Origin of the sequence: Streptomyces lasalocidi (assembly GCF_005280215.1) — a bacterium.
Classification (GTDB): domain Bacteria; phylum Actinomycetota; class Actinomycetes; order Streptomycetales; family Streptomycetaceae; genus Streptomyces; species Streptomyces longwoodensis.
Genome location: NZ_SZNQ01000001.1, coordinates 6,798,549 through 6,812,815, shown reverse-complemented (window position 1 = coordinate 6,812,815; position 14,267 = coordinate 6,798,549). Strand labels below are relative to the sequence as shown.

11 protein-coding genes are annotated in these 14,267 nt (G+C 73.1%); all 11 read right to left on the bottom strand.

Annotation, left to right across the window (positions count from 1 at the left end; genetic code table 11):
• Positions 1–35: 35 nt before the first annotated feature.
• On the bottom strand, positions 36–1,469 hold the full coding sequence (locus tag E4U91_RS30725; protein WP_137309826.1) for an aspartate aminotransferase family protein: 1,434 nt from the start codon (positions 1,467–1,469) through the stop codon (positions 36–38).
• On the bottom strand, positions 1,466–3,445 hold the full coding sequence (gene dxs / locus E4U91_RS30720; protein WP_137309825.1) for a 1-deoxy-D-xylulose-5-phosphate synthase: 1,980 nt from the start codon (positions 3,443–3,445) through the stop codon (positions 1,466–1,468). The genes E4U91_RS30725 and dxs overlap by 4 nt, the downstream gene beginning before the upstream one ends.
• 125 nt (positions 3,446–3,570) lie before the next feature.
• Complete coding sequence (gene hpnH / locus E4U91_RS30715; protein WP_137309824.1) at positions 3,571–4,593, bottom strand: adenosyl-hopene transferase HpnH; 1,023 nt, start codon at positions 4,591–4,593, stop codon at positions 3,571–3,573.
• A 5-nt stretch (positions 4,594–4,598) separates the two neighbouring features.
• On the bottom strand, positions 4,599–5,243 hold the full coding sequence (locus tag E4U91_RS30710; RefSeq protein ID WP_137309823.1) for a phosphorylase family protein: 645 nt from the start codon (positions 5,241–5,243) through the stop codon (positions 4,599–4,601).
• Positions 5,243–7,288 (bottom strand): squalene--hopene cyclase, encoded by a 2,046-nt coding sequence (gene shc / locus E4U91_RS30705; protein WP_137309822.1) that lies wholly within the window; start codon positions 7,286–7,288, stop codon positions 5,243–5,245. Before shc ends, E4U91_RS30710 begins: the two co-directional genes overlap by 1 nt.
• A 125-nt stretch (positions 7,289–7,413) precedes the next feature.
• Positions 7,414–8,541, bottom strand: coding sequence for a polyprenyl synthetase family protein (locus tag E4U91_RS30700; protein ID WP_137309821.1), 1,128 nt, complete (start codon positions 8,539–8,541; stop codon positions 7,414–7,416).
• Complete coding sequence (gene hpnE / locus E4U91_RS30695; protein WP_137309820.1) at positions 8,538–9,998, bottom strand: hydroxysqualene dehydroxylase HpnE; 1,461 nt, start codon at positions 9,996–9,998, stop codon at positions 8,538–8,540. Before hpnE ends, E4U91_RS30700 begins: the two co-directional genes overlap by 4 nt.
• Before the next feature lie 148 nt (positions 9,999–10,146).
• A complete protein-coding gene (gene hpnD, locus E4U91_RS30690) occupies positions 10,147–11,112 on the bottom strand; it encodes a presqualene diphosphate synthase HpnD (RefSeq protein ID WP_137309819.1) in 966 nt (321 codons plus the stop codon).
• Complete coding sequence (gene hpnC, locus E4U91_RS30685; RefSeq protein WP_137309818.1) at positions 11,109–12,008, bottom strand: squalene synthase HpnC; 900 nt, start codon at positions 12,006–12,008, stop codon at positions 11,109–11,111. The genes hpnD and hpnC overlap by 4 nt, the downstream gene beginning before the upstream one ends.
• Before the next feature lie 370 nt (positions 12,009–12,378).
• Positions 12,379–13,140: an ABC transporter ATP-binding protein gene (locus E4U91_RS30680; RefSeq protein WP_137311084.1), complete on the bottom strand. Its 762-nt coding sequence runs from the start codon at positions 13,138–13,140 to the stop codon at positions 12,379–12,381.
• A 133-nt stretch (positions 13,141–13,273) separates the two neighbouring features.
• A complete protein-coding gene (locus E4U91_RS30675) occupies positions 13,274–14,200 on the bottom strand; it encodes an ABC transporter permease (protein ID WP_137309817.1) in 927 nt (308 codons plus the stop codon).
• Positions 14,201–14,267 lie beyond the last annotated feature (67 nt).

Genomic DNA, 14,267 nt, shown 5'->3' with positions numbered 1-14,267 from the left:
ATCTTTTGCCTCAGAGGCAAAACCGTCGGAGGGCGTCAGCGGTGGGCCACCGCCTGCTTGATCAGCGTCCGGCCGAAGTCCCACATCAGCCCGCCCCCGGTGTGGGCGTCGTCCATGACGTCGGTGAAGGCCTCGACGAACCGGTCCACGTCCTGGTCCGTGACGACCAGCGGCGGGATCAGCTTGATCACCTCCAGGTGGTCGCCGGAGACCTGGGTGAGGATCCGGTGGCGCTGAAGCAGCGGCACCACGACCATCTGCGCGAACAGGCCCTTGCGGGCCGCCTGGAGCATCGCCCAGCGGCTGCGCAGCTTCAGCGAGGTGGGCCGGCCGAACTCGATGCCGATCATCAGGCCCCGCCCGCGCACGTCGGCCAGCAGCTCGTACTTCTCCGTCAGCGCGGCGAGCCGCCCCTTCAGCCGCTCGCCCACCGCGCGCGCGTGCGCGACGACCTGCTCGTTCTCCATGACGCTCAGCACGGCGAGACCCGCCGCCATGGCCTGCGCGTTGGAGCCGAAGCTCGCCGAGTGGACCAGCACCCGGTCCATGGACGAGTAGACCTTCTTGAAGATCCAGTCCCGGCCCAGCGTGGCGCCCACGGGCACGTACCCGCCGGACAGGGCCTTGGCCACGCACACCAGGTCCGGCTCGACGCCCTCCTCGTGCTGGTAGGCGTAGAAGTCGCCGGTGCGGCCCAGGCCGGTCTGCACCTCGTCGGCGATCAGCAGCGCCTTGTGCCGGTGCAGCAGCTCCTGCGCGGCGCGCAGGTAGCCGGGCGGGGCCTCGTGGACGCCCTTGCCCTGGATCGGCTCGACGATCAGCGCGGCTACGTCGCCCTTGCGCAGCTCGCGCGCGAGGGCGTCGAGGTCGCCGAGCGGTACGGCGGTGTCGGGCAGCAGCGGCGCGAAGCCGTCGCGGAAGCCGGACTCGCCGTTGACGGACAGCGAGCCCGTGGTCAGGCCGTGGAAAGCGTGCTCGCAGTAGAGCACGCGCGGCCTGCCCGTGGCGTAGCGGGCGAACTTCAGCGCGGTCTCGACCGCCTCCGTGCCGCTGTTGCCGAAGAACACGCGGTCCAGGTGCGGGCTGTGCGCCAGGAGCTTCTCGGCGAGCAGGCCGGGCAGCGGCTGGCAGTCGAACCGGGTGAGGTCGGCGAGGCTCAGGTCCAGGACGTCGTGCAACGCCTTGCGGACGACCGGGTGATGGCGGCCGAGGCCCATCACACCGAAGCCCGCGAGCATGTCGAGGTGGTCGTGGCCCTCGGCGTCGAAGAAGTGGGCGCCCTCGGCGCGCTCGTAGACCTTGTCGAAGCCGATGGTGTGCAGCATGCGCGGCAGTTGCGGGTTGAGGTACTTGCTGTGCAGTTCGTAGCGTTCGGCTCCGCGGTCGGCCAGCAGCGCGCCGAGGTCGAAGTCCCCGGGCGCCGCCGGCGGCGACGAGGGGGACGGGGACGCGGATTCCGCGGTGGTCATGCGTGGGTCTCCTTGGAGGGCTTCACGTCGGCGGGGGGCTGCTGCGCCGGGGGGTGTGCGAGCGGGGCACGGGCCGCGGGCGCGCCGTCGGCACCCTCGGCCCCGTCGGCCCGCAGGGCGAGGCTCGCGCTGATCCGGCCGGCGATCTCGACCGGGGTGAGTCCGATGTCGGCCAGCACCTCGCCGCGCTTGGCGTGGGCGAGGAACTGCTCGGGGATGCCGAACCGCCGTACGGGGACGTCGACCTCGGCATCGCCGAGGGCCAGCGCCACCGCCGAACCCACGCCGGCCGCGCGGCTGTTGTCCTCCACGACGGCCACCAGGCGGTGTTCGGCGGCGAGGTGGGGCAGGGCCGCGTCGACGGGTTTGACCCAGCGCGGGTCGACGACGGTGCAGCCGATGCCCCGCGCCTGGAGCAGGTCGGCGGCCTGCAGGCACACCGGCGCCATCACGCCGACCGCGACCAGCAGCACCTCGGGCCGCTCGGCGCGGTGCAGCACGTCCAGGCCGCCGACCCGGTCCACGGCCGGGACCGGGGGGCCCACCGACTCCTTGGGGAAGCGCACCAGCGTCGGCGCGTCGTCCACAGCGACGGCCTCCCGCAGCTGGAGCCGCAGCTGGTCGGCGTCGCGCGGCGCGGCGATCCGCAGGCCCGGCACCACCTGGAGCACGGACATGTCCCACATGCCGTTGTGGGAGGGCCCGTCGACGCCGGTGACCCCGGCCCGGTCGAGGACGAAGGTCACGCCGCAGCGGTGCAGCGCCACGTCCATCAGCAGCTGGTCGAAGGCGCGGTTGAGGAAGGTGGCGTACACGGCGACGACGGGGTGCAGTCCGCCGGTGGCCAGGCCGGCCGCGCTGACGGCCGCGTGCTGCTCGGCGATGCCCACGTCCCACACCCGGTCGGGGAACCGCTCCGCGAAGGCGCCGAGGCCGACCGGGTGCAGCATGGCGGCGGTCAGGGCGACCACGTCGTCCCGCTCCTCGCCGATCCGCACGATCTCCTCGCCGAACACCGACGTCCAGGTGGGGCCGGCGGCCGGGGTGAGCGGCTCGCAGGTGCGCGGGTCCATCACGCCGACGGTGTGGAAGTGGTCCTCCTCGTGCGCGAGGGCCGGCTCGTAGCCGCGGCCCTTCTCGGTGAGGCAGTGGACCAGCACGGGGCCGTGGAAGCGCTTGGCGCGGCGCAGCGCCGACTCGAGCGCCCCGATGTCGTGCCCGTCGATCGGCCCGACGTACTTCAGGCCCAGGTCCTCGAACATGCCCTGCGGCGCGAAGGCGTCCTTGAAGCCCTTCTTCGCGCCGTGCAGGGACTCGTAGACCGTGGCGCCGACGACCGGGGTGCGCAGCAGGACGTCCTTGCCCCAGGCGAGCACCTTCTCGTAGCCGTCGGTGGTGCGCAGGGTCGCCAGGTGGTTGGCGAGGCCGCCGATGGTGGGCGCGTAGGAGCGCTCGTTGTCGTTGACGACGATGATCAGCGGCCGGTCCCGGGCCGCCGCGATGTTGTTGAGCGCCTCCCAGGCCATGCCGCCGGTGAGCGCGCCGTCGCCGATGACCGCGACGACGTGTCCCTGTTCGCCCCGCACCTGGCGGGCCTTGGCGAGGCCGTCGGCCCAGCCGAGGACGGTGGAGGCGTGGCTGTTCTCGATGACGTCGTGCTCGGACTCCTCGCGGGAGGGGTAGCCGGACAGGCCGCCCTTGCCGCGCAGCTTGGAGAAGTCCTGACGTCCCGTCACCAGCTTGTGCACGTAGCTCTGGTGGCCGGTGTCCCACAGGATGCGGTCGGCCGGCGACTCGAAGACCCGGTGCAGCGCGAGGGTCAGTTCCACCACACCCAGGTTGGGCCCGAGGTGCCCCCCGGTCCTGGCCACCGCCTGGACCAGGAACTCCCTGATCTCCTCGGCCAGTTCGCGCAGTTCCGCCTCGGACAGCGCCTTCAGGTCGCGTGGTTGCCGGATGCTCTCCAGAATCGTCACGCTCGGGCCCCCTTCGGTCCGTGCTGTTCAGCTCACGGTGACGGCCGGCTCCCCCCGGGGCGACGCCGTCCTGTTCCCCTGCCCGGCGATCCGCGGTGCCTCGCCGGGCAGGGGTGTGCCGGTCCTCACTCGCGGTTGCCGGAGACCGTCTCGCGCATGGCCCGCAGCGACTCCTTCAGGGAGCCCATGGTGGCGAGGACGGCGGTGGGCTCGTAGCCGCAGTGCGCCATGCAGTTGGCGCAGCGCGGGTCCTTGCCGCGGCCGTACTTGTCCCAGTCGGTCTTCTCGATGAGCTCGCGGTACGTCGGCACGTAGCCGTCGCTCATCAGGTAGCAGGGGCGCTGCCAGCCGAAGAGGGAGTAGTTGGGGATCGCCCAGGCGGTGCAGGGGAAGTCGACCTTGCCCTCGAGGAAGTCGAGGAACAGCGGCGAGTGGTTGAGCCGCCAGCGGCGCCGGTTGCCCCCGGAGAAGGCCTTCTTGAACAGCTCGCGGGTCTGCTCCACGCCCAGGAAGTGCTCCTGGTCGGGCGCCTTCTCGTAGGCGTAGGCGGGCGAGATCATCATCTCGTCGACCTGGAGGTCGTCGTTGAGGAAGTTCAGCACCTCGACGATGGTCTGCGGGGTGTCCGTGTTGAAGAAGGTCGAGTTGGTGGTCACCCGGAAGCCGCGCCGCTTGGCCTCCTTGATGGCCGCCACGGCCTCGTCGAACACGCCCTCCTTGGCCACCGACTCGTCGTGCCGCTCGCGCAGCCCGTCGATGTGCACGGCGAAGGCGAAGTACGGCGAGGGCGTGAACCTGTCCATCTTCTTGCGCAGCAGCATGGCGTTGGTGCAGAGGAAGACGTACTTCTTCTTCGCCACCAACTGGCGCACGATCTCGTCGATCTGAGGGTGCATCAGGGGCTCGCCGCCGGCGATGGACACCATCGGCGCACCCGACTCCAGCACCGCTCCCACGGCCTGGGCGACCGGCATGCGCTGCTTGAGCACCCCGGCGGGGTGCTGGATCTTGCCGCAGCCCTCGCACTTGAGGTTGCAGGCGAAGAGCGGCTCGAGCTCCACGATCAACGGGAACTTGTCACGCTTGCGGAGCTTCTGTTCGGCAAGGTATGTAGCGACCTTGATGGACTGGCGCAGCGGCATGGCCATCGGGCTCACCTCCGGGGGAGCAGCACATTACGGTGCCATTCGAAAAAAGTAGGAAGCACGGATCGAAGGACGCGGAAAGCCGATATTCCACCGCGTACCGTGCCGATCCGGACGAGTTCATGTTCTGGAGCGTCCACGACCACACGGACGGCCGCAACCGGGCGCCCGCCGGTGCGCGCGGCGGTCAGCAGCGTGGCCGCGGACTCCATGTCCACCGCGATCGCGCCGGTGGCCCGCAGCGCGGACCGCTCCGGACCGCGCACCACGTGGTCGGAGCCGGTCAGGGGGCCGGTGTGGACCGTGCGGCCGGGCAGGGTGCGCCCGAGTTCCTTGACGAGCAGCTCGGTGCCGACGCACGGGACGGTCCCGCGCGGGTCCCGGGTCTCCTCGGCGACCACCAGGTCGCCGGGGTGCATACCGGGGGCCAGGCCCGCGCAGAAGCCGGTGGCGAGCACCGCCGCCCCCCGCAGCGCCGGGTCGGCGAGGACCCGGGTGACGGACCGCTCGGCCGCCTTCGGGCCCATGCCGGTGCGCAGGACCGTGACGGGCCCGCCCGCCCCGTCGCGGTCGCCGGTGCGCAGGGCGAGGTGCTCGATGCCGAGCGCGCAGGCGATCAGCAGCGGCGGGACCGGGGCGGGCTGCGCTCCCATCAGCCGGTCCCGGCCTCTGCGGCGGGCGTGGCCGGCTGGTGTGCGGGCCTCGGCTTGACGGCCTGGTTGGCGAACGGCTCGCCGTGCACGTACCGGCCGAGCGCGGTGAGCGGGAAGACCTGCCGGTAGAGGTGGTAGTTGATGGAGAAGTCCCAGGGGAAGCCGGTGCCGGTGAAGTACGGCTCGTCCCAGCTGCCGTCCTCCCGCTGGGTGCGGGCCAGCCACTCGACGCCGCGCTCGACGGCCCGGGACCCCCGCTCCCCCGCGGCCAGCAGCGCGAGCAGGGCCCACCCCGTCTGGGAGGCGGTGGAGGCGCCCCGGCCGCTCCACCGGCCCGGGTCCTGGTAGGAGCGCAGGTCCTCGCCCCAGCCGCCGTCGTCGTTCTGCACCCGCTCCAGCCAGGTCACCGCGCGCCGGATCGCCGGGTGGTCGGTGGGCAGCCCCGCCGCGGTCAGCGCGGGCACCACCGAGCCGGTGCCGTAGAGGTAGTTGACGCCCCAGCGCCCGAACCACGAGCCCTCGGGCTCCTGTTCGGCGAGCAGCCACTCGATGCCGCGCCGGGTGCGCGGGTCGTGGGCGTAGCCCTCCACGGCGAGCATCTCCACGACGTGCGCGGTGACGTCGGCCGAGGGCGGGTCGATGACCTCGCCGAAGTCGCAGAACGGCAGCCGGTTGGGGAACGGGCTGGTGTTGTCGACGTCGAACGCGCCCCACGCGCCGTTCCTGGACTGCATGCCGAGGTTCCAGCGGACCCCGCGCGCGATCGCGTTCTCCACGCGCTCCGGGTCGTGGTGGCGCACCCGGCGCAGCGCCAGGACCACCTCGGCGGTGTCGTCCATGTCCGGGTAGTTGTCGTTGTGGAACTCGAACGCCCAGCCGCCCGGCGGGAGTTCGGGCCGGCGCACGGACCAGTCGCCGGGCCGGACGACCTGCTCGCCGAGCATCCAGTCGGCGGCCTTGACCAGTTGCGGGTGGTCGGCGGGCAGCCCGGCGTCGGCGAGCGCGATGGTGGCCAGGCAGGTGTCCCACACCGGCGACTGGCACGCCTCGATCATCCGGGCGCCGTCCTCGCGCCACACGGCGTAGCGGTCCAGGGACTCCAGACCGGCCCGCATCACGGGGTGTTCGAGGTCGTAGCCGAGCAGGTACAGCGCGATGACCGAGTACACCGCGGGCGGCTGGATGCCTCCCCAGCAGCCGTCGTTCTCCTGCCGCTCGATGATCCAGCGGGCCGCGGAGTTCAGCGCCGCCCTGCGCAGCCGGCGCACCGCGACCGACCGGTAGCCGCGCACGACCTTGTCGAGCCGCTGGAACACGCCGTCCCAGCTCGCCAGCGGGGCCGGCGGCCGGGGCGGGTTGGGGTCGGCCGGGTCGGTGTGCAGCTCGTCCAGCGGGAACGGCGCCGGGCGCACCGGGCGCTTGGCCGAGACGACGGTGAGCGGCACGATCGTCTGGCGGGCCCAGCAGCCGAAGTTGTAGATGCTGAGCGGGAACCACTTGGGGAAGTAGAGGAGCTCCGGCGGCAGTTCGGGCAGGTCCTCCCACTTCCACCAGCCGAACAGCGCGAGCCAGATGCGGGTGAAGACGCGGGCCGCCGCGATGCCGCCCCGCTCGCGGACCCAGGCGGACGCCCTCGCCATGTGGGGGGCGTCGGGGGCGTCACCGGCCAGGCGCAGGGCGACGTAGGCCTCGACGGTGGCGGACAGGTCACCGGGGCCGCCGTAGAAGGTGGGCCAGGCGCCGTCCTCTCGCTGCTCCCCGCGGATGAACAGGGCGGCGGCCCCCACGGTCGCCTCGTCCAGGATGCCGAGGAACTGGCGCAGCAGGAGGTCCTCGGCGTCCATGGTGACGTTCGTCTCGAGGTCCCCCTTCCACCAGCCCTGGGCGTCCTGCCGGGAGAGCAGGAAGTCGGTGGCGCGCCGCATGGCGCGTTCGGCGGCCTGCGGGGCCCCGGCCGCCTCGGGAGTGGTGATGCGGGTGGTGTCGCTGGCCGAGGCAGCGCGGGGCGGGAGGGCCCCGGTGCTTCCGTCGGTCGTCGCTGTCATGGCTTCCCCTTCGTGCAGTCGTGCGAGTCGTGCTGCTGTGGGTCCGCCGTCGGCCGGTGCTGAGGGTCGGCGCCCAGGGGCACCGGCCGGCGACTACGCGAGGGTTATGTTCCGACCGATAGTGATCATCTCTTTCGTACGACGACGAAGTCGGCGAGCGCCGTGAACCGCGCCCGGACCTCGCCGGGCATGTCGACGGCGTCGAGGGCTTCGATGGCGATGGTGTGCTGGCGGCGTGCTTCCTGGGCGGTCCACTCGCGGCCGCCCGCCTCCTCGATGAGCCGCGCCCGGGCGGCGAACTCCTCCTCGGAGAAGGTGTCGAAGTCGCTGCTCTTGGCGTCGGCGGCGAGGATGTCGCCGAGCCGCTCCGAGGCGTCGCCGCCCGCCGCGAGGGCGGCCACCACCGGCAGGGACTTCTTGCGCTGGCGCAGGTCGCTCCAGGTCTGCTTGCCCGTGGCCCCCGGGTCGCCCCAGATGCCGAGGAGGTCGTCGACGGCCTGGAAGGCCAGGCCCAGGTGGTAGCCGTACTTCTCCAGGGCGTCGGCGGTCGCGTCGTCGGCGCCGCCGAGCACCGCGCCGATGGAGCTGGCGCAGGCCAGCAGGGCGCCCGTCTTGTTGCCCTCCATCTCCAGGCACTCCTCGACGCTGACGCGGTCGCGGTGCTCGTAGGAGATGTCCTGGGCCTGGCCGTCGATCAGGGCGCGGGTGGCGCTGGTCAGCCGGCGGGTGGCGCGGCCGGCCTCGACGGTGCCGAGTTCGAGCAGGACCTCGTTGGCGAGGGCGAACAGGGCGTCGCCGACCAGGATGGCCTGGGCGGGGCCGTGCACCTTCCACACGGTGTCGCGGTGGCGGCGCTGTTCGTCGCCGTCCATCAGGTCGTCGTGCAGGAGCGAGAAGTTGTGCACCAGCTCGACGGCGACCGCGCCGGGCACGCCCGTCTCCGGCCGGGCCCCGGTGACCTCGGCGGACAGCACGGCCAGGGCGGGGCGCACCGCCTTGCCCCCGTCGCCGTGCGCGGGCCTGCCCTGGGCGTCGATCCAGCCGAAGTGGTAGGCGGCGACCGTGTCCATGGGCGGCGCCAGGCGGTCGACGGCCGCCCGCAGCACCGGGGTGGCCAGGGTCCGGCCGCGCTCCAGCAGCGCGGACACGTCCACCGCGGCGGCAGTCGTGGCCGGGGGCACAGGGGGCACTGTTTCTCCTCTTGTTGCGGTGCCGGAGGTACGGGGGCCGGGCCCACGCAGATCGGCTGTCATGCGGCCTCCCCGAAGAACTCCGGGAGGCGGTCGCGGGACCTGCCCAGGGCGCCGAGGGCGGCGTCGGCCGCGCTCACGCCGCTGCGGACCGCACTCTCCATGGTCGCGGGCCACCCGGTGGCGGTCCACGCCCCGGCCAGGTACAGGCCGGGTGCCTCGGTGCGGGCGCCGGGCCTGAACCGTCCGGCGCCGGGGGCGGGGGCGAACGTCGCGGTGCGCTCCCGGGTGACGAAGAAGTCCTGCACCCCGGCGCCGCGGGCCGCGGGCAGCAGCCGCTCCAGCTCGGGCAGGTAGCGCTCGCGCAGCACGGCCACGGGGGCGTCGATCTCGTCCTGCGCGGCCGACTGGGACACCGCGAGGTACTGGCCCTCGCGCAGCCCGGAGGCGTCGGTGCGGTCGAACACCCACTGCAGGGGGGTGCCGAGGGCCGCGAGGAAGGGGGCGGCGAGCACCTTGCGGTCGTAGACGACGTGCACGTTGAGGATGGGCGCGGTGCCGAGGGCGAGCAGCCGCTCGGGGGCGTCCAGGGCCCCGGCCGGCAGCAGGTCGTGCGTCTCGCGCTGGGGTACGGCGAGGACGACGGCGTCGGCGTGCAGCGTCTCGCCGGGAACCTCGACGCTCCAGCTCCCGTTCTCGTTCCGGGAGAGGGAGGTGACGCGTGTACGGACCTCGGTGCGCACGCCCGCGGAGTCGAGCGCCTTGCGGGCCAGCCGGTCGTGCAGTTCGCCCAGCGGCACACGGGCCCAGCCGATGTCGGCCGCTCCCGGGTCGGACAGCAGACCGGTCTTGAACACCATCGCGGCGAGCGCGAGCGAGGCGTCGCCCGCGACCGCGTTGAGGGTGGCGACCCCGACCAGGTCCCACAGGGCCTCCACGGCGCGCGCGGACTGGCCGTGGGCGGTCAGCCAGGTGCCGAAGTCCTGCGTGTCCAGCGCCGGGTCGGTGAGGTCGAGGGCCTTGAGCGCGAGCGCGGCCCGGCCGACCCGGGCGCGGTCGGCGAGCGAGAGGTGCGGGTACGTGGCGAGACCGCGCCCCAGGTGCAGGGGCACGGGCAGGGCGTCGCGCCGCAGCCTGCCGAGCCGTCGGCCCTCGGGCTTGGCCACGTCGACCACGGGCACGTCCAGGCGGTCCTGGAGCGGGGCCAGCGCGCTGCCCTCGATCCGGTCGAGGAACCACCGGTAGGCGGTGCAGCAGCGCAGGTAGACGTGCTGGCCGTTGTCGACGGTGAGGTCGCCGCGCCGGAACGAGAAGGCCAGGCCGCCGAGCCGGGGCCGGCCTTCGAGCAGGGTGACGCGCACCCCGGCGTCGGCGAGCGCCAGCGCCGCGGTGATCCCGGCGAGCCCGCCGCCGACCACGACGGCGTCGCGGCCGGTGGTCCCGTCGGCCGGGCCGCCGCGGCCCGCGCGCGCCGAGGCGTCGGCGATCGGTGCCCCGGGCGACTGCGTGCCGTCGCTCATCGTGCGTCCTCCCCTGCCTGCCGGTCGTGCTGCCGACACCCTGCACGACCGGCCGATGTCCTCAGGGACGCCGCGCCGCAGCGCGGGGTTGCCTGCCGTGCCGCGCCGGTGGGACCGCCCGGGCCCGCTGCGTCGCCCGGCGCGCCCATCAGGTCCGCCTCCGGGCTGTCTGCCGGACGGGCGAGCGGCGGGAGACGTGCCGGGTGTCCAGGCCGGACAGGCCGCGCACGGCGACGTAGGCCTTCTCCCGGCCGGGCAGCGAGACCCGGCCGCGCAGGACGGCCTCGGGGTCGCGCTCGATGCGGTCCAGCAGACGGCGGTAGATGCCGGCCATGGCGGCCACGCAGGCCCCGCTGCGCCGGTCGAGCAGCGGCAGCAGCCGGTAGCCCTCGGCGAACAGGGCGCGGGCGCGGCGCACCTCGAAGTGGACGAGGCCCGTGAAGTCGGAGCCCTCGGGCGGGGTGGGCCCGTCGAACCCGGCGGAGCAGCCGAACTTCGCCAGGTCGTCCGACGGCAGGTAGGTGCGGCCCCCCTCGGCGTCCTCGCGGACGTCGCGCAGGATGTTGGTGAGCTGCAGGGCGAGGCCGAGGGTGTCGGCGTACTCCGCGGCGCGCTCGGTGCCGCGCGCGCCGGCCTCGGTGCCGAACACGCCGAGGGAGAGCCGGCCGATGGCGCCGGCCACGCAGCGGCAGTAGACCTTCAGGTCGTCCCAGGTCTCGTAGGTCTCGCCGCGCACGTCCATCAGGACGCCGTCGATCAGCTCGTCCAGGCCGCCGAGCGGGATCGGGAAGGCGCTCGCGGCGTGGCTGAGGGCGACCACGACGGGGTCGGTGTCGTCCTCCTCGACCTTGCCCGCGCGGACCCGGTCGAGCAGGGTCCGGGTGTCCTCGAGCCGGGCGACCTTGACGTCGGCGGCGAGCGCGCCGTCGCCGATGTCGTCGACGCGCCGGGAGAACGCGTACAGCGCGGACATCGCCCGGCGCTTGGGTGTGGGCAGCAGCCTGATGCCGTACGCGAAGTTGCGGGCCTGCTGCCCGGTGACGGCTTCGCAGTAGCTGTAGGCGGCGAGTACCGGTGCGGACGCGGGTGGCGGAGACTCCACGGTCCGGATCACCCCTTTCCTCGCAGGGTCACGCCCACCTCGCGCAGCAGCCGGAGCTTGCCGGGCCTCGGCGGGCCGGGAAGGACGTCGTACTGGGCGGCGGCGATCGCGTGGACCGCCGCCCTTCCCCCCGCCACGAACCCCGCGAGCAGCAGTCTGAGCCTGCCGGTGACGCTACCCACCAGGGGGGCGCCTTCATTCAGGAGATCGAGGGCGCGTTGCGCCTCGTACGCGACCAGGGCGCGCAGCGACGCGCTCGCGCCGGCCGTGGCGAGATCCGCCTCCTGGACGTGGAAACGCTTCATGTCCTCGGCGGGCAGGTAGATGCGGTCGCGGCCGAAGTCCTCGGCCACGTCCTGGAGGTGTTCGACGATCTGCAGGGCGGTGCAGATGGCGTCGGAGCGGCGCACCCGCTCGGGGGACGAGGTGCCGGTGACGGCGAGCACGAGCCGGCCGACGGGGTTGGCGGACAGCTCGCAGTAGGCCAGCAGGTCGTCGTAGGTCTCGTAGCGGGAGACCACCTGGTCCTGGCGGTTCGCGGCGATCAGGCCGAGGAACGGCTCGGGGGTGAGGGAGCGGCGCCGGACGGTCGGCTGGAGGCGGCGCAGCAGGGGGTGGCGGGGGGTGCCGTCGAAGACGCGCCGCAGGTCGGCCTCGAACGCGTCCAGCAGGACCAGCCGGTCCCCGGCCCGGTCGGCGGGCACGCCCAGCAGGCGGGCGTCGGTGCCACCGGGGGCGAGGTCGCCGTCGCCGATGTCGTCGACGAGGCGGGCGAAGCCGTAGACGGCCATGAGGTCGTTGCGCCAGTCGCGGGGCAGGAAGAAGGGGGCCACGGGGAAGTTCTCGTGCGCGGCCTTGTCGAGGGTGTCCCGCTCGGGGTCGCCGGTGCGCGTGGTGGGTCCCGTCACTGTGCGCTGCCCGGGGCAGGGACGGCGCGTGCTGGGTCGAGCAGGGGAGTCTCCGTAGCCATTGCCGTCACATCTCCCGTTCTACACCGCCGACCCAATACACACTATTTCGGACACGCCGCCCGGCCGCCCGCCGCGCAGCCCGCTCCGAGGGTGTCGCGCATTATCGCCCCACTTGCCGCCTTTCGGGACCGGTACAGCTTACGTTGTACAACGCATCAGCGATCGCGGGGGTGTCCCGCAGATCACAACAACACACCGATTGGCGTCAAGATTCCTACGGGGCACAGGAGTTGACGTTTCCTTTGCAGACGCGGAGGCGCGCCGGGCAGTTCCGGCGGGGCCCCGGGCGTGTCGGGGCCGGCTCCGGCTACTTGCCCGAGAACTTCTCGTAGGCGCGCAGCACCTCTTCGGTGGGGCCGTCCAGGCGCAGCTCGCCGCGTTCCAGCCACAGCACCCGGTTGCAGGTGTCACGGATGGACTGGTTGCTGTGGCTGACCAGGAACACCGTCCCGGCGTGCTCGCGCAGTTCCCGGACCCGGGCCTCGGAGCGGGCGCGGAACCTGGCGTCGCCGGTGGCCAGCGCCTCGTCGATCATCAGCACGTCGTGGTCCTTGGCGGCGGCGATGGAGAACCGCAGCCGGGCCTGCATCCCGGAGGAGTAGGTGCGCATCGGCAGCGAGATGAAGTCGCCCTTGTCGTTGATGCCGGAGAAGTCGACGATCTCCTGGTAGCGCTCCTTGATCTGCTCCCGGGACATGCCCATGGCCAGACCGCCGAGGACGACGTTGCGCTCACCGGTCAGGTCGCCCATCAGGGCGGCGTTCACCCCGAGCAGGGAGGGCTGGCCGTCGGTGTAGACCCGGCCGCGCTCGGGCGGCAGCAGACCGGCGATGGCCCGCAGCAGGGTCGACTTGCCGGAGCCGTTGGAGCCGATCAGGCCGATGGCCTCGCCCCGGTGGGCGGTGAAGGACACCCCGCGCACCGCGTGCACCGTGCGCACGCCCCGCTCGGGGTCGCCCGCGCCCCGGCGCAGCATCCGGCTGAGCGCGGCGGTGGCGCCGCCCCGGCCGGACTTGGCGCCGTGCACCCGATAGACGATGTGCACGTCGTCGACGACGACCGTCGGCACCCGCCCGTCGCCGGCGTCGTCGGGGACGCAGACCGGTGCCCACGGGGTGCGCCTGCCGTCCGCGGCGTCCCCGGCGGGCGGGGCGTCCGCAGGGCCGGCGGCGGCGACCGGCGCGGGAGGGGTCCCGGTCTCGTCAGCCACGGCCGTACTTCTCCTCGGCCTGCCAGAAGAACAGGAAGCCGCCGAGCGCGACGAGCACCGCCCAGCCGCCCGCGACGGCCCAGACGTGGTCGGGCAGGTTCTCGGCGCCGTACCCCTCGATGAGCGCGAAGCGCATGAGGTCCATGTACAGGGCGGCCGGGTTCCACTGCAGGACGTTCGCGATCCACTGCGGCTTGTCGGCGAGGAACACCGGGATGGAGAACATCACGCCCGAGGCGTACATCCAGGTGCGCATCACGAACGGCATCAGCTGCGCCAGGTCCGGGGTGTGCGCCCCGGCCCGCGCGAGGACCATCGCCAGCCCGGAGTTGAAGCAGAACTGCAGGGCCAGCACCGGCACGATCAGCGCCCACGACAGGTCCGGGTAGCTGCCGAAGCCGACGACCACAAGGAACAGCACGATCATCGAGTACAGCAACTGCTGGAGCTGCTGGAGGCAGAAGGACAGGGGCAGCGCGGCGCGCGGGAAGTGCAGGGCGCGCACCAGGCCCAGGTTGCCGGAGATCGCGCGCACCCCGGACATCACCGAGCTCTGCGTGAAGGTGAACACGAAGACCCCGGTGACCAGGAAGGGGATGTAGACGTCCTTGGGCATCCCCCGGCCGGCCCCCAGGATCAGCCCGAAGATCATGAAGTAGACGGCCGCGTTCAGCAGCGGCGTCGCCACCTGCCACAGCTGGCCCAGCCGCGCCTGGCTGTACTGGGCGGCCACCTTCGCCGAGGAGAAGGCCAGGATGAAGTGGCGCCGGTCCCACAGCCGGCGCACGTAGGCGGGGACCGAGGGCCGGGCGCCGCTGACGGACAGGCCGTACTTCGCGGCGAGCCGTGCCGGGGTGAGGCCCGCGTCGGACGACGCGGGCTCCCGGGTCGCACGGCCGTCGTGCGGGGTCTCACTCACAGCTGGAACCTTCGTCTTGCGGGGGACGCCGGGAGGACGCCGTGGGGCTCCGGGAAGGGCCGTCCGA

Bases quoted from the DNA above. Each gene is read 5' to 3' on its own strand.
- hpnH (WP_137309824.1), bottom strand. From the start codon at position 4,593: ATGGCCATGCCGCTGCGCCAGTCCATCAAGGTCGCTACATACCTTGCC.
- hpnE (WP_137309820.1), bottom strand. From the start codon at position 9,998: ATGAGCGACGGCACGCAGTCGCCCGGGGCACCGATCGCCGACGCCTCG.
- E4U91_RS30710 (WP_137309823.1), bottom strand. From the start codon at position 5,243: ATGGGAGCGCAGCCCGCCCCGGTCCCGCCGCTGCTGATCGCCTGCGCG.
- E4U91_RS30700 (WP_137309821.1), bottom strand. From the start codon at position 8,541: ATGACAGCCGATCTGCGTGGGCCCGGCCCCCGTACCTCCGGCACCGCA.
- shc (WP_137309822.1), bottom strand. From the start codon at position 7,288: ATGACAGCGACGACCGACGGAAGCACCGGGGCCCTCCCGCCCCGCGCT.
- E4U91_RS30725 (WP_137309826.1), bottom strand. From the start codon at position 1,469: ATGACCACCGCGGAATCCGCGTCCCCGTCCCCCTCGTCGCCGCCGGCG.